Origin of the sequence: Agromyces tropicus (assembly GCF_039531345.1) — a bacterium.
Classification (GTDB): Bacteria; Actinomycetota; Actinomycetes; order Actinomycetales; family Microbacteriaceae; genus Agromyces; species Agromyces tropicus.
Genome location: NZ_BAAAPW010000003.1, coordinates 119078 through 138407 on the forward strand (window position 1 = coordinate 119078; position 19330 = coordinate 138407).

General features: G+C 73.4%; 19 protein-coding genes. 12 read left to right on the forward strand and 7 right to left on the reverse strand.

The features are described 5' to 3' along the window. The 6 genes from gabT (at position 1) to ABD230_RS11600 (ending at position 8228) form a co-directional block, all read left to right on the forward strand. Complete coding sequence (gene gabT, locus ABD230_RS11575) at positions 1-1359, forward strand: 4-aminobutyrate--2-oxoglutarate transaminase (RefSeq protein ID WP_344373667.1); 1359 nt, start codon at positions 1-3, stop codon at positions 1357-1359. Continuing rightward, positions 1356-2681: a Glu/Leu/Phe/Val family dehydrogenase gene (locus ABD230_RS11580; protein WP_344373670.1), complete on the forward strand. Its 1326-nt coding sequence runs from the start codon at positions 1356-1358 to the stop codon at positions 2679-2681. The genes gabT and ABD230_RS11580 overlap by 4 nt, the downstream gene beginning before the upstream one ends. Positions 2682-2724: 43 nt before the next feature. Then, positions 2725-4191 carry an NAD-dependent succinate-semialdehyde dehydrogenase gene (locus ABD230_RS11585; RefSeq protein ID WP_344373672.1) on the forward strand — a complete coding sequence of 489 codons (1467 nt, stop codon included), beginning with the start codon at positions 2725-2727 and terminating at the stop codon, positions 4189-4191. Positions 4192-4385: 194 nt separating this feature from the next. Continuing rightward, entirely contained in the window at positions 4386-5795 is a 1410-nt protein-coding gene (locus ABD230_RS11590) for a flavin monoamine oxidase family protein (RefSeq protein ID WP_344374348.1), read from the forward strand. Further along, positions 5792-6667, forward strand: coding sequence for a universal stress protein (locus ABD230_RS11595; protein ID WP_344373674.1), 876 nt, complete (start codon positions 5792-5794; stop codon positions 6665-6667). Before ABD230_RS11590 ends, ABD230_RS11595 begins: the two co-directional genes overlap by 4 nt. 10 nt (positions 6668-6677) lie before the next feature. Then, a complete protein-coding gene (locus ABD230_RS11600; protein ID WP_344373676.1) occupies positions 6678-8228 on the forward strand; it encodes an APC family permease in 1551 nt (516 codons plus the stop codon). A 153-nt stretch (positions 8229-8381) separates the two neighbouring features. On the opposite strand, the gene ABD230_RS11605 is transcribed toward ABD230_RS11600, so the two are convergent. The 5 genes from ABD230_RS11605 to ABD230_RS11625 form a co-directional block, all read right to left on the reverse strand. Beyond that, entirely contained in the window at positions 8382-8927 is a 546-nt protein-coding gene (locus ABD230_RS11605) for an SRPBCC domain-containing protein (RefSeq protein WP_344374352.1), read from the reverse strand. Continuing rightward, the gene (locus ABD230_RS11610) at positions 8903-9034 is read right to left on the reverse strand and encodes a hypothetical protein (protein ID WP_344373687.1); all 132 of its coding nucleotides are present in this window, start codon (positions 9032-9034) and stop codon (positions 8903-8905) included. Before ABD230_RS11610 ends, ABD230_RS11605 begins: the two co-directional genes overlap by 25 nt. A gap of 1 nt (position 9035) precedes the next feature. Continuing rightward, positions 9036-9500, reverse strand: coding sequence for an ArsR/SmtB family transcription factor (locus ABD230_RS11615; protein ID WP_344373692.1), 465 nt, complete (start codon positions 9498-9500; stop codon positions 9036-9038). Between the two features lie 175 nt (positions 9501-9675). Next, positions 9676-11343 (reverse strand): amidohydrolase, encoded by a 1668-nt coding sequence (locus ABD230_RS11620; protein ID WP_344373694.1) that lies wholly within the window; start codon positions 11341-11343, stop codon positions 9676-9678. Continuing rightward, entirely contained in the window at positions 11340-12593 is a 1254-nt protein-coding gene (locus tag ABD230_RS11625) for an MFS transporter (RefSeq protein WP_344373696.1), read from the reverse strand. The genes ABD230_RS11620 and ABD230_RS11625 overlap by 4 nt, the downstream gene beginning before the upstream one ends. A 185-nt stretch (positions 12594-12778) precedes the next feature. Here ABD230_RS11625 and ABD230_RS11630 point away from each other — a divergent pair, with 185 nt between their 5' ends. From ABD230_RS11630 to ABD230_RS11650, 5 genes are all read left to right on the forward strand, one after another. Further along, positions 12779-13396, forward strand: coding sequence for a TetR/AcrR family transcriptional regulator (locus tag ABD230_RS11630; RefSeq protein ID WP_344373698.1), 618 nt, complete (start codon positions 12779-12781; stop codon positions 13394-13396). A gap of 84 nt (positions 13397-13480) precedes the next feature. Next, on the forward strand, positions 13481-14071 hold the full coding sequence (locus ABD230_RS11635) for a DUF937 domain-containing protein (RefSeq protein ID WP_344373700.1): 591 nt from the start codon (positions 13481-13483) through the stop codon (positions 14069-14071). A 44-nt stretch (positions 14072-14115) separates the two neighbouring features. Continuing rightward, the gene (locus tag ABD230_RS11640; protein ID WP_344373702.1) at positions 14116-14562 is read left to right on the forward strand and encodes an FAS1-like dehydratase domain-containing protein; all 447 of its coding nucleotides are present in this window, start codon (positions 14116-14118) and stop codon (positions 14560-14562) included. Continuing rightward, positions 14562-14996: a MaoC family dehydratase gene (locus ABD230_RS11645; protein ID WP_344373704.1), complete on the forward strand. Its 435-nt coding sequence runs from the start codon at positions 14562-14564 to the stop codon at positions 14994-14996. The genes ABD230_RS11640 and ABD230_RS11645 overlap by 1 nt, the downstream gene beginning before the upstream one ends. A gap of 1 nt (position 14997) precedes the next feature. After that, complete coding sequence (locus tag ABD230_RS11650) at positions 14998-16215, forward strand: UDP-N-acetylmuramate dehydrogenase (protein ID WP_344373706.1); 1218 nt, start codon at positions 14998-15000, stop codon at positions 16213-16215. Here ABD230_RS11650 and ABD230_RS11655 read toward each other — a convergent pair. Further along, complete coding sequence (locus tag ABD230_RS11655) at positions 16212-17183, reverse strand: EamA family transporter (RefSeq protein WP_344373708.1); 972 nt, start codon at positions 17181-17183, stop codon at positions 16212-16214. The two genes, ABD230_RS11650 and ABD230_RS11655, sit on opposite strands and share 4 nt — an antisense overlap. Before the next feature lie 72 nt (positions 17184-17255). Between ABD230_RS11655 and ABD230_RS11660 the strand changes: the two genes are divergently transcribed. Further along, complete coding sequence (locus ABD230_RS11660) at positions 17256-18173, forward strand: LysR family transcriptional regulator (RefSeq protein ID WP_344373711.1); 918 nt, start codon at positions 17256-17258, stop codon at positions 18171-18173. Between the two features lie 45 nt (positions 18174-18218). Here ABD230_RS11660 and ABD230_RS11665 read toward each other — a convergent pair whose 3' ends face one another. Continuing rightward, entirely contained in the window at positions 18219-19220 is a 1002-nt protein-coding gene (locus ABD230_RS11665; protein ID WP_344373714.1) for an alpha/beta fold hydrolase, read from the reverse strand. Positions 19221-19330: the final 110 nt, after the last annotated feature.

The window sequence follows — 19330 nt, forward strand, 5'->3', positions numbered from 1 at the left end:
ATGACCATCGTCGAACCCACGGCCACCACCGTCGGCGGCCCCGCACTCCCGCAGGAGCGCCGCCTCGTCACCAGCATCCCGGGCCCGCGCTCGCAGGAGCTCATCGCCCGCAAGGCGCAGGCCGTCGCGAAGGGCGTCGGGCACACCATCCCCGTCTCGGTCGCGGCCGCGGGCGGCGGCGTCATCGTCGACGCCGACGGCAACTCGATCATCGACCTCGGCTCGGGCATCGCCGTCACCGGCGTCGGCAACTCGAACCCGCGCGTCGTCGACGCGGTCAAGGCCCAGCTCGACGCCTTCACCCACACCTGCTTCACCGTCGCGCCGTACGAGGGCTACGTCGCCGTCGCCGAGAAGCTCAACGAGCTCACCCCCGGCGACCACGAGAAGCGCACGGCGCTCTTCAACTCCGGCGCCGAGGCCGTCGAGAACGCGATCAAGGTCGCGCGCCACCACACCAAGAAGATGGCCGTCGTCGCCTTCGACCACGCCTACCACGGCCGCACGAACCTCACCATGGGCCTCACGGCGAAGAACATCCCGTACAAGAACGGCTTCGGCCCGTTCGCCCCCGAGGTGTACCGCGCGCCGCTCAGCTACCCCTTCCGCGACGGCGGGCTGTCCGGCGCCGAGGCCGCGGCCCGCGCCATCACCCAGATCGAGAAGCAGATCGGCGCCGAGAACCTCGCCGCCATCATCATCGAGCCCATCCAGGGCGAGGGCGGCTTCATCGTGCCCGCGCAGGGCTTCCTCCCCGCGCTCGTCGAGTGGGCGAACGCGAACGACGTCGTCTTCATCGCCGACGAGGTGCAGACCGGCTTCGCCCGCACCGGCGCCTGGTTCGCCAGCGAGCACGAGGGCATCGTGCCCGACGTGATCGTGACCGCGAAGGGCATCGCCGGCGGCCTGCCGCTCTCGGCGGTCACCGGTCGCGCCGAGATCATGGACTCCGCGATGGCCGGCGGCCTCGGCGGCACCTATGCGGGCAGCCCGCTCGCGTGCGCCGCAGGTCTCGCCGCGATCGAGGCCTACGAGGAGGACGGCCTCATCGAGCGCGCCAAGCAGATCGGCTCGGTGCTCATCGGCCGCCTGAACGCGCTCCGCACCGCCGACCCGCGCATCGGCGACGTCCGAGGACGCGGCGCCATGGTCGCCGTCGAGCTCGTCGACCCCGTCACCGGCGCGCCCGACGCGGCGCTCACCGCGAAGGTCGCCGCGTACGCCCACGCCAACGGCGTGCTCGTGCTCACGTGCGGCACCTACGGCAACGTCATCCGCTTCCTCCCGCCGCTCACGATCGGCGACGAGCTGCTCGTCGAGGGCCTCGAGGTCGTCGCGGAAGGACTGCGACGCGCATGAACCCCGTGACGGCGACGACGGCGTCGCCCGTGATCCCCGCGGGCGCGGCGTCCGTGCCCGTGAACCCGGTCGCCGACGCCGAGCCGACCCCGCTCGTCGACGCCCGCGCCCAGCTGGCCGAGGCGATCGAGCTGCTCGGCTACGGCGACGGCCTGCACCGCATGCTCGCGACCCCGCGTCGCGAGCTGGCCGTGGCCGTGCCGCTGCGGCGCGACACCGGCGAGACCGAGGTCTACCTCGGCTACCGAGTGCAGCACAACTTCAGCCGCGGCCCCGCCAAGGGCGGCCTCCGCTACGCGCCGAACGTGAACCTCGACGAGGTGCGCGCACTCGCGATGTGGATGACCTGGAAGTGCGCCCTGCTCGACGTGCCGTACGGCGGCGCCAAGGGCGGCATCGCGATCGACCCGCGCGACCACTCCGTCGGCGAACTGGAGCGCGTCACGCGGCGCTACACCAGCGAGATCCTGCCGATCATCGGGCCGGAGCGCGACATCCCCGCCCCCGACATCGGCACCGACGAGCGCACCATGGCCTGGATGATGGACACCTACTCGGTGAACTCCGGGTACACGGTGCCCGGCATCGTCACCGGCAAGCCGATCTCGCTGGGCGGCTCGCTCGGCCGCGCCTCGGCCACGAGCCGCGGCGTCACGCACATCGCGCTCGCGGCGCTCCGCCACGCCGGCATCGAGCCCGGTCGCGCGACCGCGGCCGTGCAGGGCTTCGGCAAGGTCGGCGCGGATGCCGCCCGGTTCCTCGCCGAGGCGGGCGTGACGGTCACCGCGATCAGCGACCAGTACGGCGCCGTGCGCAACGACGCCGGGCTCGACGTCGAGGCGCTCTCGGACCACGTCCGTGCGACCGGCTCGGTCGTCGGCTTCGCCGGCGGCGACGATCTCGACCGCGACGCGGTGCTCACGCAGGACGTCGACCTGCTCGTCCCGGCCGCGGTCGAGGGCGTGCTGCACGAGGGCAACGCCCGCGAGGTGCTCGCGACGGTCGTCGTCGAGGGCGCCAACGGTCCGACCACCCCGGCCGCCGACGCCATCCTCCGGGAGCGCGGCGTGCTGGTCGTCCCCGACATCCTCGCCAACGCGGGCGGTGTCATCGTCTCGTACTTCGAGTGGGTCCAGGCCAACCAGGCGTACTGGTGGCGGGTCGACGAAGTCGAGAGCAGACTGGAGGAGCGGATGCTGAACGCCTGGCGTCATGTCCTCGGCTACGCCGAGGCCCGCGACCTCTCGCTCCGCACCGCCGCCACGGCCCTCGCCGTCGAGCGCGTCGCCGAGGCGCACCGCCTCCGCGGCCTCTACCCGTGATCGCGCGCGATCCGCGCAACCGAACGAAACGGACACCCCGAGCATGACCACCGCAACGCAGGAATCCGCACTCCTCGACCAGGTCGCCGACGGCCTCTTCATCGGCGGCGAGTGGGTCGCGGCCGAGGACGGCCGGACCTTCGAGGTCCGCGACCCGGCCACGGGCGACGTGATCAAGACCATCGCCGACGCGTCGCCGGCCGACGGCATCCGCGCGCTCGACGCGGCCGTCGCCGCGCAGGACGCGTGGGCGGCGACCGCGCCGCGCGAGCGCGGCGAGATCCTCCGCCGCGCCTTCGACACCCTCATGGAGCGGGCCGACGACTTCGCCCTCCTCATGACGCTCGAGATGGGCAAGCCGCTCGCCGAGGCGCGCGGCGAGGTCAAGTACGGCGGCGAGTTCCTCCGCTGGTTCAGCGAGGAGGCCGTGCGCATCACCGGCCGCTACGGCTGGAACCCCGAGGGCACCGGCCGGATCGTGGTCGCGCAGCGCCCCGTCGGCCCGTCGTACTTCATCACGCCGTGGAACTTCCCGCTCGCCATGGCGACCCGCAAGATCGCCCCGGCGCTCGCCGCGGGCTGCACCGTCGTCGTCAAGCCCGCCGCCCTCACGCCGCTCACGACCATCGCGTTCGTGCAGCTGCTCGAGGAGGTCGGGCTGCCGAAGGGCGTCGTGAACGTGGTCACCACCACGAGCTCGTCGAGGGTCTCGGGCCCGATCATCGCGGACCCGCGCCTGCGCAAGCTCTCGTTCACGGGGTCGACCGAGGTCGGCCGCAAGCTCATCGAGCAGTCGGCGCAGGGGATCCTCCGCACCTCGATGGAGCTCGGCGGCAACGCCCCGTTCGTCGTGTTCGAGGACGCCGACCTCGACAAGGCGGTCGAGGGCGCGATGGTCGCGAAGTTCCGCAACATCGGGCAGGCGTGCACGGCGGCGAACCGCTTCATCGTGCACGAGGCCGTGGCGTCCGAGTTCGCGAAGCGCGTGACCGACCGCGTCCAGGCGATGCGCGTCGGCCGCGGCACCGAGGACGGCGTGCACATCGGCCCGCTGATCGACCAGGACGCGGTGGCGTCGACGCACGAGCTGGTGACGGACGCCGTGGACAAGGGCGCGACCGTCCTCGCCGGGGGAGCGCCCATCGACGGCGCGGGCTCGTTCTACGCGCCGACCGTGCTCCACGACGTCGCGGCCGACGCCCGACTGCTCCGCGAGGAGATCTTCGGGCCGGTCCTCGGCATCACCACGTTCGCCGACGAGGACGAGGCGGTGCGCCTGGCGAACGCCACCGAGTACGGCCTCATCTCCTACGTGTTCACGCAGGACCTCGCCCGCGGTCACCGCATGATCGACCGCCTCGACACCGGCATGATGGGCCTGAACACGGGCCTCGTCTCGAACGCGGCGGCGCCCTTCGGCGGCGTCAAGCAGTCGGGCATCGGCCGCGAGGGCGGCTTCGAGGGCATCCACGAGTTCCTCGACACGAAGTACACCCTGATCCCGGCGTAGCCGGGGTCCGGTCCGGCACGACCGGACCGAGCGGATGCCGCGACGTGCGCCGCACGTGCGCCGCGGGTCGCGGCATCCGTCCCGTTCACATCACCGATATCGCTCTTCTCAGGAACCGGGGCCCGCTCGCGGGCGTTTCTCAGGAGGACACGCCGTGTCCTGCCCCTGTGCACCCGGATTCCTCCTGAGTACCGATCCGCGGACGGGCGCGAGACAGCAAGGAAACCACCATGGAACGCATCGAGACCGACGTCGTCATCGTCGGCGCCGGCGCCGCGGGCCTGACCGCCGCCACCGAACTCGTCACGGCCGGCCGCGAGGTCGTCGTCCTCGAGGCGCGCGACCGCGTCGGCGGCCGGCTCTGGACCGGCGACGTCGACGGCGCCATGCTCGAGATCGGCGGGCAGTGGGTCTCGCCCGACCAGGACGCGCTCATCGAGACGCTCGACGAGCTCGGACTGGAGACGTACGACCGCTACCGCGAGGGGCAGAACGTCTACATCGCCGAGGACGGCGAACGCCGGCTCTTCGAGGGCGAGATCTTCCCCGTCCCCGCGAAGACCGAGGGCGAGATCGTCGGCCTCATCGAGAAGCTCGACGCGCTCGTCGCGGAGATCGACCCCGACGCGCCGTGGACCCACCCCCGTGCGAAGGAGCTCGACGAGATCTCGTTCGCGCACTGGCTCGAGACGCAGACCGACGACGTCGAGGCGCGCCTGAACATCGGCATGTTCATCGCCGGCGCGATGCTCACCAAGCCCACGCACGCGTTCAGCGCGTTGCAGGCACTGCTCATGGCCGCGTCCGCGGGCTCGTTCTCGCACCTCGTCGACGCCGACTTCATCCTCGACAAGCGTGTCGTCGGCGGCCTCCAGCAGGTGCCGCTCCTGCTCGCCGAGCGCCTCGGCGACCGCGTCCGCCTCGGCCAGCCGGTCCGCACCGTGCGCTGGCAGGAGGACGCCCCGGCCGGCGCCGCCGCCGTGGTCGCCGTCACCGACGAGCTCGAGGTCCACGCGCGCGAACTCGTGCTCGCCGTGCCCCCGGTGCTCGTGGACCGCATCTCGTACGAGCCGCCGCTGCCGCGCCGGCAGCACCAGCTGCACCAGCACCTCTCGATGGGCTTCGTCATCAAGGTGCACGCCGTCTACGAGACGCCGTTCTGGCGCGAGCAGGGCCTGTCGGGCACCGCCTTCAGCCCGTACGAGCTCTCGCACGAGGCGTACGACAACACCAACCACGGCGACACCCGCGGCACGCTCGTCGGCTTCGTCTCCGACGAGGCGGCCGACGAGGTCTTCCGGCTCAGCGCCGAGGAGCGCAAGGAGCGCATCCTCGAGTCGCTGTCGCACTACTACGGGGAGCAGGCCAAGCACCCGGTCGTGTACTACGAGTCCGACTGGGGCTCCGAGGAGTGGACCCGCGGCGCCTACGCCGCGAGCTTCGACATGGGCGGCCTCGCGCGCTACGGCGCCGACCTGCGCACCCCGGTCGGGCCGATCCGCTTCGCCTGCTCCGACATGGCCGGCAAGGGGTACCAGCACGTCGACGGCGCCATCCGCATGGGCCGGCTCGTCGCCTCGCAGATCGTCGAGGAGCTCGCGTGAGCGCAGCCCCCGTCCTCGTCGGCTACACGGCCAACGAGGCGGGCGCCGACGCGCTCGCGGCCGCGAACCGCATCGCGACCGCCGCCGGCGCCCCCCTCGAGGTGGTCATGGTCCTGCCCTCCGAGGCGCGCAACTCGTCGGTGCCGGCCGACGCGGGCTACGAGCGGTTCCTCCGCGAGCAGTCGCGGTCGTGGCTCGCCGAGGCCTCCGGGTGCCTCGGCACGGAGGTCGCGACGAAGCTGCACCTGCGGTACGCGGAGTCGTACGCCGAGGGGCTCATCGCCGCCGCGCACGAGTTCGGCGCGAAGCTGATCGTCGTCGGCACCGCGGGCGGCGGCATCCTCGGCCGGGCGCGCATCGGCTCGGTCGCGAACGAGCTGCTGCACTCGTCCGACGTGCCCGTGCTGCTCGCCCCCTCGGGCGCCCGGGCGGCGACGACGCAGGGCGTCACGCGGATCACGGCCGCCGTCGGCACGCGCCCGGGTGCCGACGCCCTGCTCGAGTCGGCGATCCGGCTGGCGCGCGCGACGGGCGCCCCGCTGCGCCTCCTCTCGCTCGTGCCGATCGACCTGCCCGCCGGACTCGACGCCGAACTCGCCGCGCTCACGAGCACGGTGCACGCCGAGGACGTCCTCGACGAGGCGCGCCGCGCGCTTCCCGACGGCGTCGACGCGAGCGTCGAGACCGCCGCCGGCGCCTCCATCGAGGCCGCCGTGCGCGCCCTCGACTGGCACCCCGGCGAGGTCGTGCTGGTCGGCTCGAGCCGCCTCGCGGCGCCGCGCCACCTGTTCCTCGGCTCGACCGCGGCCAAGATGCTGCGCGAGCTCCCCGTCCCCATGATCGTGGTGCCGCGCACCACCCGCACCACCTGAAGGACCTGCGATGACGCATTCCCTCCAATCCCCGCCACCGCTGACCGAGGCGACCCGGGCGGTCGCCCCGGACGAGCAGGGCATCTCGAAGAAGGGCCTCTCGGCCGGGTCCGTCGGCCTCATCGGCGCGATCGTCATCGGCATCTCGTGCATCGCCCCCGCGTACACGCTCACCGCGGCGCTCGGCCCGACGGTGTCGGAGGTCGGCACGCAGGTGCCCGCCGTCATCCTGCTCGGCTTCATCCCGATGCTGCTGGTCGCGTTCGGGTACCGGGAGCTGAACCGGCGGATGCCGGACTCGGGCACGTCGTTCACCTGGGCGACCCGCGCGTTCGGCCCGTGGATCGGCTGGATGGCGGGATGGGGCCTCGTCGCGGCGACGATCCTCGTGCTGTCGAACCTCGCCGGGATCGCGGTCGACTTCCTGTTCCTGCTCGTCTCGCAGGTGGTCGGCGATCCCGCGATCGCGGACATCGCGGCGAACCCGTTCGTCAACGTCGCCGTGTGCCTGCTCTTCATGCTCGGCGCGACGATGATCTCGTACCGCGACATGCGGACCACCCAGAAGCTGCAGTACTGGCTGGTCGGCTTCCAGGTCGTCGTGCTCGTGGTGTTCTCGGTCGCGGCGCTCGTCGAGGTCGCCAACGGCAACGCCTTCGACGCGACGCCGATCGAGCTGAGCTGGTTCAACCCGTTCGCGGTGAGCGACTTCAGTGCGCTCGCCGCCGGCCTGTCGCTGTCGATCTTCATCTTCTGGGGCTGGGACGTCACGCTCACGATGAACGAGGAGACGAAGGGCGCCGAGAAGACGCCGGGCCGGGCGGCCACGCTGTCGGTGGTCATCATCGTCTCGCTCTACCTGCTCCTCTCGACGTCGCTGATCTCGTTCGCGGGCGTCGGCGACGGCGAGCACGGCCTCGGCAACCCCGACATCCAGGACAACGTGTTCTTCGCGCTCGCCGGGCCGGTGCTCGGCCCGCTCGCGGTGCTCGTGTCGCTCGCCGTGCTCACGAGCTCGGCGTCGTCGCTGCAGTCGACGTTCGTGTCGCCGGCGCGCACGCTCCTCGCGATGGGGCACTACGGCGCGCTGCCCGAGAAGTTCGGCCGCGTCAGCCCGCGCTTCTTCACGCCCGGGTACGCGACGATCGTCTCCGCGATCGTGGCGTCCGTCTTCTACGCCGTCATGCGGTTCGTGAGCGAGAACGTGCTGTGGGACACGATCACCGCGCTCGGCATGATGATCTGCTTCTACTACGGCATCACCGCGTTCGCGGCCGTCTGGTTCTTCCGGAGGACGTGGTTCCGCTCGGTGCGCGAGTTCTTCTTCACGCTGCTGTTCCCGCTCGTCGGCGGCGTGATCCTCTCGGTGCTGTTCGTGACGACGCTGGTCGACAGCATGGACCCGGAGTACGGGTCGGGCTCCGCGATCGGCGGGGTCGGCCTCGTGTTCGTGCTCGGCATGGTCGTGTTGCTCACGGGCGTCGCGGTCATGGCGTGGCAGGCCGTGAAGCGGCCGGCCTTCTTCCGCGGCGAGGTGCTGGAGCGCGCCTCGGCCGACTGAGACCCGTGCGGGCGGCGGTCCTCACCCCGTCGACCCGCGCGTGAACGCGAACCGCCCCGCCGGCGACACCCGGCGGGGCGGTTCGGCGTGCGGGCGGGGCGCGACCGGTCCGGCGTCTCGTGGGCCGCAGCGTCCACACGGCTCCGTCGCCGGCTACTCCGCGGCCGGCGCCGGCGCCGTGCCCGTGTACATCCCGTACACGAGGTCGGCCGCGGCGGTCGCGGTCGCGGGGTCGGCGCCGGCGGCGACATCCGCCTCGGCCCACCGGTCGGCGCTCCGTCGCATGAACGCCATCCCCTCGTCGCTCTGCAGCCACTCCTCGGAGTTGTCGGGCCGGACCTCGCGGGTCGTGACGTGCAGGCCGAGGCCGAGCAGCGCGCCGTCCCAGCCGATCCCCGTGGGGGAGGGGCCCATCTGCGCCCACATCTCGTCGGTGACGTCGGCGGCGCGGGCGACGTGCTCGAGCTCGAACCTGGTGTGCTCGGCGTCGACGGGGGCGAGTCGGACGGTGATCCACGTCGTGCCGCCGCCGTACTCCCACGTCGCGCTGAAGGAGTTCGGCGCGTCGCACGCGGTGATGGTGCCGCCCGCGTTGCCCTCCAGCTGGTAGGTGCCGTGCAGTCGCAGGTCGCCCGTCACGGGCAGGAACCAGCGCGGGATGCGCTCGGCCGAGGTCAGCGCCTCCCACAGGTCCTCGATGGGCGACGGTAGGTGCGCGCGAGCGTCTGCACGCGCATCCGCTCGCCATCGCGCTCCTCGGTGGCGACGCCGCGGTCGACGGCGTCGATCTGTGCCTGGATGTCCATGTCAGTGCTCCTGATCGGGTCGGTGCGCCGGGGTCGTCGGATCGGGACGGCCGGGGCGCGGGGTCGTCGGCGGGCCGGGCGGGTCGGGCGGGTCGGGCGGGCCCGGTGCCGCGGGCGGCGTCGGGTCGGCGGATGCCGCGAGGCGGCGCTGCCGCCGCCCGCGCGCGAGCTCGGTGCCGAGCGCGTCGAGCCGGGGTTCCCAGAACCGCTCGAACGGCGTGAACCACTGCGCCGCCTCGGCCAGCGGCTCCGGGTCGAGGGCGTACAGCCGCCGGGTGCCCTCGGCGCGCACCGTCGCGAACCCGGACTCCCGCAGCACGCGCAGGTGCTGCGAGACGCCGGGCTGGCTGATGCCGAACTCGGCCTGCACGATGCGCCCGACGTCGCCGGCGGCGAGTTCGCCGCCCGCGAGCAGCTCGAGGATCCGCCGGCGGACCGGGTCTCCGAGGATGTCGAGCGCGTGCATGGCGTCAATGATTCACCACGCGCTTATATAAGTCAAGGGTGAAGCAGGAAGGCAGGAGATTCCGCCCGATGGAGGCCGTGGGGCGGCCATCGGGCGGAATCTCCTGCGAACGTGCGGCGGCGGCGGCCGGCGCCCGGGGCCCGGCGCGCGGTCCCCGGCGCTCAGGCGCCCACGCTCACGCGACCGCGCGCTCGTCCTCCCCGGCGGCGACGTCCTCCTCCGCGTCCGACACCTCGTACGCCGTCCGCCCCGCGACGACCGTGCGCACCACGTGCGCCTCGAGCAGGGCCTCATCGCCGAGGTCGAACGGGTTCCGGTCGATCACCGCGAAGTCCGCGGCGAGGCCCGGCGCGATCCGGCCGCGCACGTGCTCCTCGCGGCACGAGTACGCGGCGTCGCGCGTCGCGTGCCGCACGGCGTCGGCGAGCGGCACGGCGTACTCGGGGTGGTTCGCCGGGAACGACGCATCCAGGGCCGAGCGTCGCGTCGCGGCGACGTACAGGTTCGGCAGGGACTCGTGCGGCGCGGTCGGCGCATCGGTCGAGAAGGCGAGCACGGCGCCCGCGTCGGTGACCTCGGTCCACGGGAACCCGCGGTCGGCGCGCTCGTCGCCGAGCATGGCGGCCCAGTTGGCCCAGATCGCCGGGTCGGCGTGCACGGGCTGCATCGACGCGACGACCCCGAGCCGGGCGAGCCGGTCGACGTCGGCCCGGTCGACGTACTCGAGGTGCTCGATGCGGTGCCGGCGGTCGCGCTCGCCGTTCACGGCGATCGCGTGCTCGAGGGCGTCGAGCGCGATCCCGCTCGCGGCGTCGCCGATGGCGTGCATCGCGACCTGCAGGCCGGCGGCATCCGCCTCGGCGACCACCGGTCGCAGTGCGTCGAGCGGCCAGATCGGGTCGGCGTTCGACCCGTCGACGTACGGATGCCGCATCGCGGCGGTGCACGCGTCGATCACGCCGTCGAGCACGAGCTTGATGCCCGCGATGCGGAGCCAGGGCGTGTCGACCTCGGCGGCGAGCGCGACGGCGTTCCGCACCTGCGCGAGGTTCTGCGCCTCGTCGCCGGTGTTGGCGACGAACCAGTGCGCGACGACGCGGATCGGCAGCGTGCCGCCGCGACGCTCGGCGGCGCGACGGAATGCCGCGAGCCCGAGCTCGTCGAATGCCATGTCGACGACGCCGGTGACGCCGGTCGCGAGGTACGCGGCGATGGTCCGCTCGACGGCGGCGTCGCGGTCGGCGTCGGTCGACTGCGACGCGAGGTGGTCCCAGACGTGCACCTGCGCGGCGGTCTCGTACAGCATGCCGTCGGGTTCGCCGTCGGCGTCGCGGCCGATGCGACCGCCGAGCGGGTCCGGGGTGTCGCGCGTGATGCCGAGCTCGGCCAGCGCGGCCGTGTTGACCCAGCACGAGTGGTAGTCGTTGGCGTCGAGGTACACCGGCACGTCGGGCAGCAGCGCGTCGAGCATGACCGCGTTCGGCACGCCCCCGGGCACGGAGTCGAACAGCCAGCCCCGGCCGAGCAGTCGGGGCGCGTCGGGTGCGGCCGCACGCGCGGCGAGGAGGCGGTCGCGGATCTCCTCGAGGGTGCGGGCGTCGGTGAGTCCGACCCGGCCGAGCGCCTCGCCCATCATCACGAGGTGCGTGTGGGCGTCGACGACGCCCGGCAGCACGAGCCGACCGCCGAGGTCGACGACCTCGGCGTCCGCGCCGGCCGCCGCCCAGACGTCGGCCTCGGTGCCCACGGCGGCGACGGTCGCGCCGTCGACCGCGATGGCGTCGGCCCACTCGGGTCCGTCGGCGGTGAAGACGCGGGCGTTGACGTAGGCGGTGCGGGTCATGCGGGGACCTCCTCGGTGGTGGCGGGACGCTCGGCGCCGGCCGCGGCATCCGTCGCGGTCTCGGTCGCCTGCACGAGGCGCGAGAACCGGGCGACGAGGGCGACCGGGGTGATCAGGGCGAAGCTCGCGATGCCGAGCACGATGCCGAAGCCGGTGAAGCCGAGGGCCTCGACGAGCGCGGCCCCGATGACGGGCGTGAGCGCCGAGCCGACGAGGTAGACGGCGAACAGCGGGCCGGACCAGCGGCCGTCGGCGTCGAGCGCCGCCGCGGTCGAGACGAAGTAGAGGAACGTGATCGCGTACACGGTGTTCCACGCGATGAAGACGGCGACGAACACGGTCGGGTCGGTGACCGTGCTCTCGACGACCTTCAGCGCACCGCCGGCGGTGAGCAGGATCGCGAGCGGGAGGGCGCGGCCGAACCGGTCGCCGACGATCGTGATGAGGATGGCGCCGATGATGCCGCCCGCGGTGGCGCCGCTGAGCGCGAGGCCGAGGCCCTCCGGTGTGAGCGCGGCCTGCTCGGCGCCCATGACGCCGGCCATCGCCCAGAGCGAGTCCTCGCTGACGGCGAACATCGCGAAGCAGGCGAGCAGGGCGAGCCCGGCGATCGTGACTCGTCGGCCGGCGGGCGAGCCCGTGCGGGCGGATGCCGCGGCGGCGCCGGTCGCGTGCGGCTCGAGGATCGGCGCCGCCGGCAGCCACGCCGTGGTGGCGAGCATGACGAGCGAGACGCCGGCGAGCACGCCGAAGACGCTGACGGGCACGAGCCCGATCATCGGCACGATGGCGAGGATCACGGTGATGACGGCGCGGTTGGCGAGCCCGTTCAGGCCGGCGACGCGCTCCGGGTCGATGAATGCGGCGAGCGCGGCGCCCGAGGAGGCGACGGCGCCGCCGGCGCCGATGCCGCCGGCGAGCAGCCCGGCCACGACGGCGGCGGGCGCGGGCACGATCGCGGCGATGCCGAAGCCGGCCGCGGCGATGACGAGTCCGATGCGGGCGACGGCGAGGCGTCGCGGTCCGGCGCAGAGCCGGGCGACGACGAGCCCGGTGACGGCGGTGGCCAGGAGCGTCGCGGTGACGATCCAGCTGGCGGTGAGCACGTCGGCGGCGAGGGCGGCCTGCAGCGCGGCGATCATGTACGGCGAGAGGTTCACGCCGAGGTAGCCGGCGATGCCGATGCCGAAGGTCGCGACGGCGCCGGGCAGCCGGAGCGGCACGCGCGAGGTGGGAGTGTGGTCGGTCACGGGAGGTCTCCTGTCGGGGAGCGCACGACGGTGTGCGAAGTCGAGGTGGCGGTCGGCCGGGGGTGTGGCATCCGCCCATAACGAATGGTATTCGTTTATTATCCACGTCGACCCGTCCGCTGGGAAGGGGTGATTCGGAATCGGCTCCGGCGCCCGCCTAGGCTGGGCGCGACGAGGAGGTGCGGATGCCGAGGCCCAGGGTGCCGCTGCTGTCGGCCGACCGCATCGCCGATGCCGCGCTCGAGCTCGTCGACTCGGGGCGGCCGTTCGGCGTCAACGCGCTCGCCCGTGCACTCGGGGTCACGCCGTCCTCGCTCTACAACCACGTCAGCGGACGCGACGAGATCATCGAGCTCATCCGCGGCCGCATCGCCGCCAGGTACCTGCCGGTGCTGCCCCAGGGCTCGTGGGACGAGGTGCTCGCCGAGACCCTGCGCGGCGAACGGCGCATGTACGCCGAGCACCCCAACGCGATCCCGCTCATCGTCGGCAAGACCATCACCGACCCGCTCGTGATCGCCAGCTACGACCACCTCGCCACGAGCCTCGTCGACGCCGGCTTCCCCGAGGACGAGGTGCTGACCGTCATCGCGATCATCGACTCCTTCGCGCTCGGCTTCGGCCTCGACCTCGCCTCGCCCGACGACATCTGGCAGCCGCAGGGCCGGACCGCGACCCTCGGGCGCCTGCTCGCGAGCGCCGAGCGCGGCGCCGCGCGCTCCGACCGCGCGTTCGAGGAGGGACTCGAGCTGCTCCTCGACTCGCTCCGGCTCCGCCTCGCGCGACTGCGCGAGCCCGACTGACCCGCCCGCGGGTTCCGCGGCGGGCGCGGCACGGCTAGCGTGAGCGTGGGCGCCCGGGGGAGGGCGCGAAGGGGAGGAGCCGACGTGGCCTCGTACGACGACATCATCGCCAACATCCCGATCGCCGACCTCGCCGCGCGGCTCGGCGTCGACGAGGCGACGGCGCGCGACGCCGTGGACCAGGCGCTGCCGGCGCTGCTCGGCGGCATGGGGGCGAACGCGCAGGATGCCGCGGGCGCGGCCTCGCTCGAACGGGCCGTCGAGCACCACCCGCCGCAGTTGTTCGACGGCGGTGTCGACCTCGACGAGGTGGACACCGACGACGGCGAGAGGATCGTGCACAACGTCTTCGGCACGAACACCGACCAGGTCGTGCGGAAGCTCGGCTCGACCGAGGGCACGGCGGAGCCGGGGCTCATCCAGAGGCTGCTGCCGATCCTCGCGCCGATCGTGCTCAGCTTCCTCGCGGGGCAGTTCGCGAAACGCCAGCAGGGCTCGGGCTCCCAGGCGGCGCCGACGGGCGGTGGCGGCGGCATCGGCGACCTGCTCGGCGGGCTGCTCGGCGGCATGGCCGGCGGCGGATCATCCGCCGGCAGGCCGTCGGCCGGCGGCGCCGGGGGACTCGGCGGGCTCGGCGACCTGCTGGGCGGCCTCCTCGGCGGCGGCAAGCGCTGACGGCGCCCGCGGAGCGCCGCCGGCGCCCTGCGTAGACTGTCACGGTGCCAGTGAACCCCGAGCTGCAGGGGCGCGAGTTCCCGCCGACCGCGCCGTACGTCGTCGGTCGTGAGAAGGTGCGCGAGTTCGCGCGCGCCGTGTTCGCGACCAACCCGATCAACCACGACGTCGAGGCGGCGCGCGCCGCCGGCCACGCCGACATCGTCGCACCGCCGACCTTCGCCGTCGTCGTGCAGGAGCACACGCTCGCGCAACTGCTCGCCGAGCCCGACGCCGGCATCGACTTCTCCCGCGTCGTGCACGGCGACCAGCGGTTCACGTCGTCGCGGCCGATCGTCGCGGGCGACGAGCTCACCGCACGGCTCACCGTGTCGAGCGTCAAGACGCTCGGCGCGCACTCGATGGTCACCGCCGAGTCCGTGATCACGGGCGCCGACGGGGAGCACGTCGTGACCGCGATCTCCACCCTCGTCGTGCGAGGAGACGACTGATGACGACTGCCGCCCTCCCCGACTTCGACGCGCTCGCCGTCGGCGATGTCGTCGCCGAGCGTGAGACCCACCTCACGCGCGACTCGCTCGTGCGCTACGCCGGCGCCTCGGGCGACTTCAACCCCATCCACTACCGCGACGACGTCGCCGCGGCCGTGGGCCTGCCCGGCGTGCTCGCCCACGGCATGCTCACGATGGGCCTCGCCGTGCAGCCGGTCGCCGACTGGGCCGGCGACCCGGCGCGCGTGGTCGACTACCAGGTCCGCTTCACCCGTCCGGTGGTCGTCGACCCCGAGTCCGGCGCGGACGTCGCGGTCACCGCCAAGGTCGGCCAGCTCGACGCCGACGCCCGGGCCGCGCGCATCGACCTCACCGTCACGTTCGAGGGCGCGACCGTCCTGGGCAAGGCCCAGGTCCGCGTGGTGCTCGCCTGACATGACGGATCCCGCCACGACGACCGGGGCCGACGAACCGACCGGCCGCTTCTCGGAGCTCACGACGCTGCGCGTCGGCGGCCCGATCGCCCGGCTGGTCTCGGCGACGACGCGCGAGGAGCTCGTCGACCTCGTCCGCGAGGCCGAGGCGTCGGGCGAGCCGTGGATGGTGCTCGGCGGCGGCTCGAACCTGCTCGTCGGCGACGACGGCTTCGAGGGCACCGTCATCCGCATCGCGACGGAGGGCATCGAGGTCCAGCCCGGCGCCGAGTCCGGCGCCGTGCGCCTCCGGGTGCAGGCCGGCGAGACCTGGGACGACCTGGTGGCGTTCGCGGTCGAGCGCGGCTACGCGGGCCTCGAAGCGCTGTCGGGCATCCCCGGCTCCGTCGGTGCGGCGCCCGTGCAGAACATCGGTGCGTACGGCCAGGAGCTCTCGGACGTGCTGCTCGGCATCGAGTTCCTCGACGAGGGTGCCGACGAGCCGCGCACGATGTCGGCCGACGACCTCGAGCTCGGCTACCGCACGTCGGTGCTGAAGCAGGGCCTGCGCGGCGTCGTGGTCTCCGTCGAGCTCGCGCTCCACGACACGACCGCCGAGCGCGAGGTGCTCGGCCAGGCCCTCGGCACGCCGGTCGCGTACGCGCAGCTCGCGACCGCGCTCGGGGTGCAGCTCGGCGACCGCGTGCCGGTCGCCGACGTCCGCGAGGCCGTCCTCGCGCTGCGCTCCGGCAAGGGCATGGTGCTCGACCCCGACGACCCCGACTCGGTGAGCGCCGGCTCGTTCTTCACGAACCCGATCGTCTCCGAGCGGGCGGCCCGCACGCTCCCGGGCGAGGCGCCGCGCTGGTACGTGGAGCCCGACGAGCCCGACGAGGTCGTCCCGCTCGCGGAGCTCGAGGGCGCATCGCCGCTCGACGCCTTCCTCGCCCACCAGGCCGAGGTCGAGCAGGCCGAGGCGAAGGCCGCGGCGGACCCGTCCGTGCCGCTCGTGAAGCTCTCGGCGGCGTGGCTCATCGAGCACAGCGGCATCCGTCGCGGGTTCTCGCTGCCGGGCTCGCACGCGGCGATCTCGTCGAAGCACACGCTCGCGCTCACGAACCGCGGCGGCGCGAGCGCGGAGGAGCTGGCGCAGCTCGCGCGCTTCGTGCAGGGCCGGGTGCAGGCCGAGTTCGGCATCCTGCTGCACCCCGAGCCGGTGCTCGTCGGCGTGGAGCTCTAGCCGACCGGTCCGCTCGCCGCGGCGGCCCGCGCCGCGGCGGTGTCGACGGGCGCGGTGGGCGCGGATGCCTCGGCGCGCCGTCGCCGCGCGCGACGCCGCCCCACGACCTGCACGAGGGTCGGGATCGCGACGCCCGCCACCAGCACCGCGCTGCCGACGAACTCGAGGGCGTTCGGCACCTCGTGCAGCACGAGCCAGGCGGCGGTGATGCCGACGGGCGGCACGAGCAGGGTGTAGGGCACCACGTCGGCCGCCGGGTGCCGGCCGAGCAGCATGTTCCAGATGCTGTAGCCGACGAGCGAGGCGGCGCCCGCGGTGAAGGCGACCGAGACGAGCGTCTGCCAGCCCAGCGTCGCGAACGCCTCGCCGACGACGGCCGGCCCGTCGAGCACGAGGCTCGCGGCGAGCGCCGGCACGGGTACGACGAGCGCCGACCACACCACGAGGCCGAGCCCGTTCGACGGCGGCGCGGTCCGCGCGACGACGTTGCCGATGCCCCAGCTCAGGGCACCTGCGACGCAGAGCGCGAGCGGCACGAGCGACGCGAGGCCGGCCTCGCCGTCGACCCGCCCGACCCCGACGAGCACGAGGCCGCCGAGCCCGACGGCGGCGCCGACGACCTGGGCGCGGGTCGGGCGCTCGCGGAGCGCGACCGCGGCGATCGCGATCGTGAAGATCATCTGGCTCTGCAGCACCACGGGGGCGAGGCCGGCGGGCAGCCCGAGGTGAATCGCCGTGAAGACGAACGCGAACTGGCCGAGGCTCATGAACGTGCCGATCGCGAGGATCGTCCGCCACGGCACCGCGGGCCGGGGCACCAGGAACACGAGCGGCACGGCCACGGCGGCGAAGCGGAGCGCGACGAGCACGAGCGGCGGCGTGTCCTGCAGGCCGAGGTCGATGGCGAGGAAGTTCACGCCCCAGATGACGGCGACGAGGACGGCGAGCAGCGTGTGCCGAACGGACATGGACCCATCGTCGCGCGCCCGATCGTCCAGCACCAGTTCCGATTCGCTTCAGGTATCACGTAGCGTTGCTTCATGATCGATCCGCAGGGCCTGCGCGCGCTCGTCGGCGTCGCGCAGCACGGCAGCGTCGCCGCCGCGGCGAGCGCGCTCGGCTACACGCCGTCGGCCGTCTCGCAGCAGGTCAAGCGCCTCGAGGGCGAACTCGGCGCCGCCCTGCTCGAGCGGCGCGGGCGGGGCGTGCTGCTGACCGAGCGCGGCCGCGTCGTCGCGACCGAGGGGCGGGCGCTGCTCGACGCGATGGCCCAGCTCGTCGCCGGGGGAGCGGATGCCGCGTCGGGCGCGCTCGCCCCCGTGCGCGTCGCCTCGTTCTCGACCGCCACGCGCGGGCTCGTCGGCCCCGCGATGCACGACCTCCGCGCGGCGGGCGTCACCGAGCTGTCGGTCTCGAGCGTCGACCCGTTCGAGGCGGTCGTGCTCGTCGACCGCGGCGACGTCGACCTCGCCATCGTCCACGACTGGAACTCGGTGCCACTCGTCGTGCCCGACGGGCTCGTGCGCGAGCCCATCTGCCGCGACGAGGCCGACGTCGTGCTGTGGGCGTCGCATCCGCTCGCCGACCGCGACGCGCTCGACCGCCACGACCTCGTCGACGAGGCCTGGTCGAGCACGCCGCGCGGCGCGATCTGCCACGAGGCGCTGCTGCGGCTGTTCACCGACCTGGGCCGCGTGCCGCGCATCGTCGCCGAGGACCCGGACTTCGCGTCGCTCGTCGAGCTCGCCCGGCAGCAGGTCGCGATCTGCCTCGTGCCGCGGCTCGGGCGCGGGGCGCTCCCCGACGGCACGGTTGCGATCCCGCTCGCCGACCGCAGCCAGGTGCGGCAGGTGTCCGCGGTCTCGCGCGCCGCCCGATCGGAGAGTGCCGCCATCCGCGCGGTCGTCGACGGACTGCGACGGGTCGCCCCGAACGCCGCGGGCGCCGAGGTCGCCTGAGCGCGGTCGGCCCCGACCGGCGCCGCGAACGCCGCGGGCGCCCGATCAGGCCGAGCCGAGCGCCACGCGAGCGGCGTCCGGCACGCCGGCCCGCTCGCGGGACGAGGGGACCTCGTGCCGCTCCAGCCAGCTCAGGATGGCGCGGTTCGTGTCGTCCGGCGCCTCCTCCTGGATCCAGTGACCGCAATCCAGCTCGACCACGTCCACCCCGGGCACGTACTCGCCGAGGTCCTCGGACTTCGCGATCGCGTCCCGGTCGCCGTACACCATGAGCGCGGGCTGACTGACGATCGGGTCGACCTCGGCCAGCAGGTGCCAGTTGCGGTCGAGGTTCCGGTACCAGTCGATGCTGCTCGTGAATCCCGTCGACTCGAAGGCGGAGACGAACACGGCCAGGTCGTCCTCGCTCATCAGCGGGTCTCCGAGCGGCGTCTCGGACAGGGCGAGCTCGATCATCGCCATGCCCGGCCGCGGCTCGACCGGAGGCTCGTTCCTGCGGTACAGGTTGCGCAGGAACCGGGAGGTGTTGGCGTCGAGCACGGCATCGGCGACGCCCGGGTGCCGGTTGAAGTGCACCAGGTGGTTGTCGTCGCCGACGACCGCCTCCAGGAACTCGATCCACGGCTGCGCCCCGCGGGCCATGTACGGCAGGCTCAGGTTGACCACCCGGTCGACCCGGCTCGGGTGCAGCAGCGCGAGCCCCCAGACGACCATGGCCCCCCAGTCGTGGCCGATGAACGTCGCGTGCTCGTAGCCGTAGTGGTCGAGCAGGCCGACGAGATCGCCGGTGAGGTGTTCGATGTCGTACTCGGCGACCTCGTTCGGGCGCGACGAGTTCCCGTACCCCCGCTGGTTCGGGACGATGACGTGGTGGCCGGCCGCGACGAGGGCCGGCACCTGGTACCGCCACGAATACGCGAGCTCGGGCCATCCGTGGCAGAGCACGATCGGCGTCCCGGCGTCGCGCCGGCCCGCCTCGAAGACTTCGAGTTCCACCCCGTTGACCGGGATCAGGGTGGGCTCGGGGAACGCGGTCGGGATCGACATCACGACCCTCCTTTCCGTCGGTGTCGGGGCACTTCCCCGTCCGGGCTCGACCGTAGCCACCGATCCGGACGGATCACGTCCGCATTCGGCGGCGTGCGACCGGCCCGGCG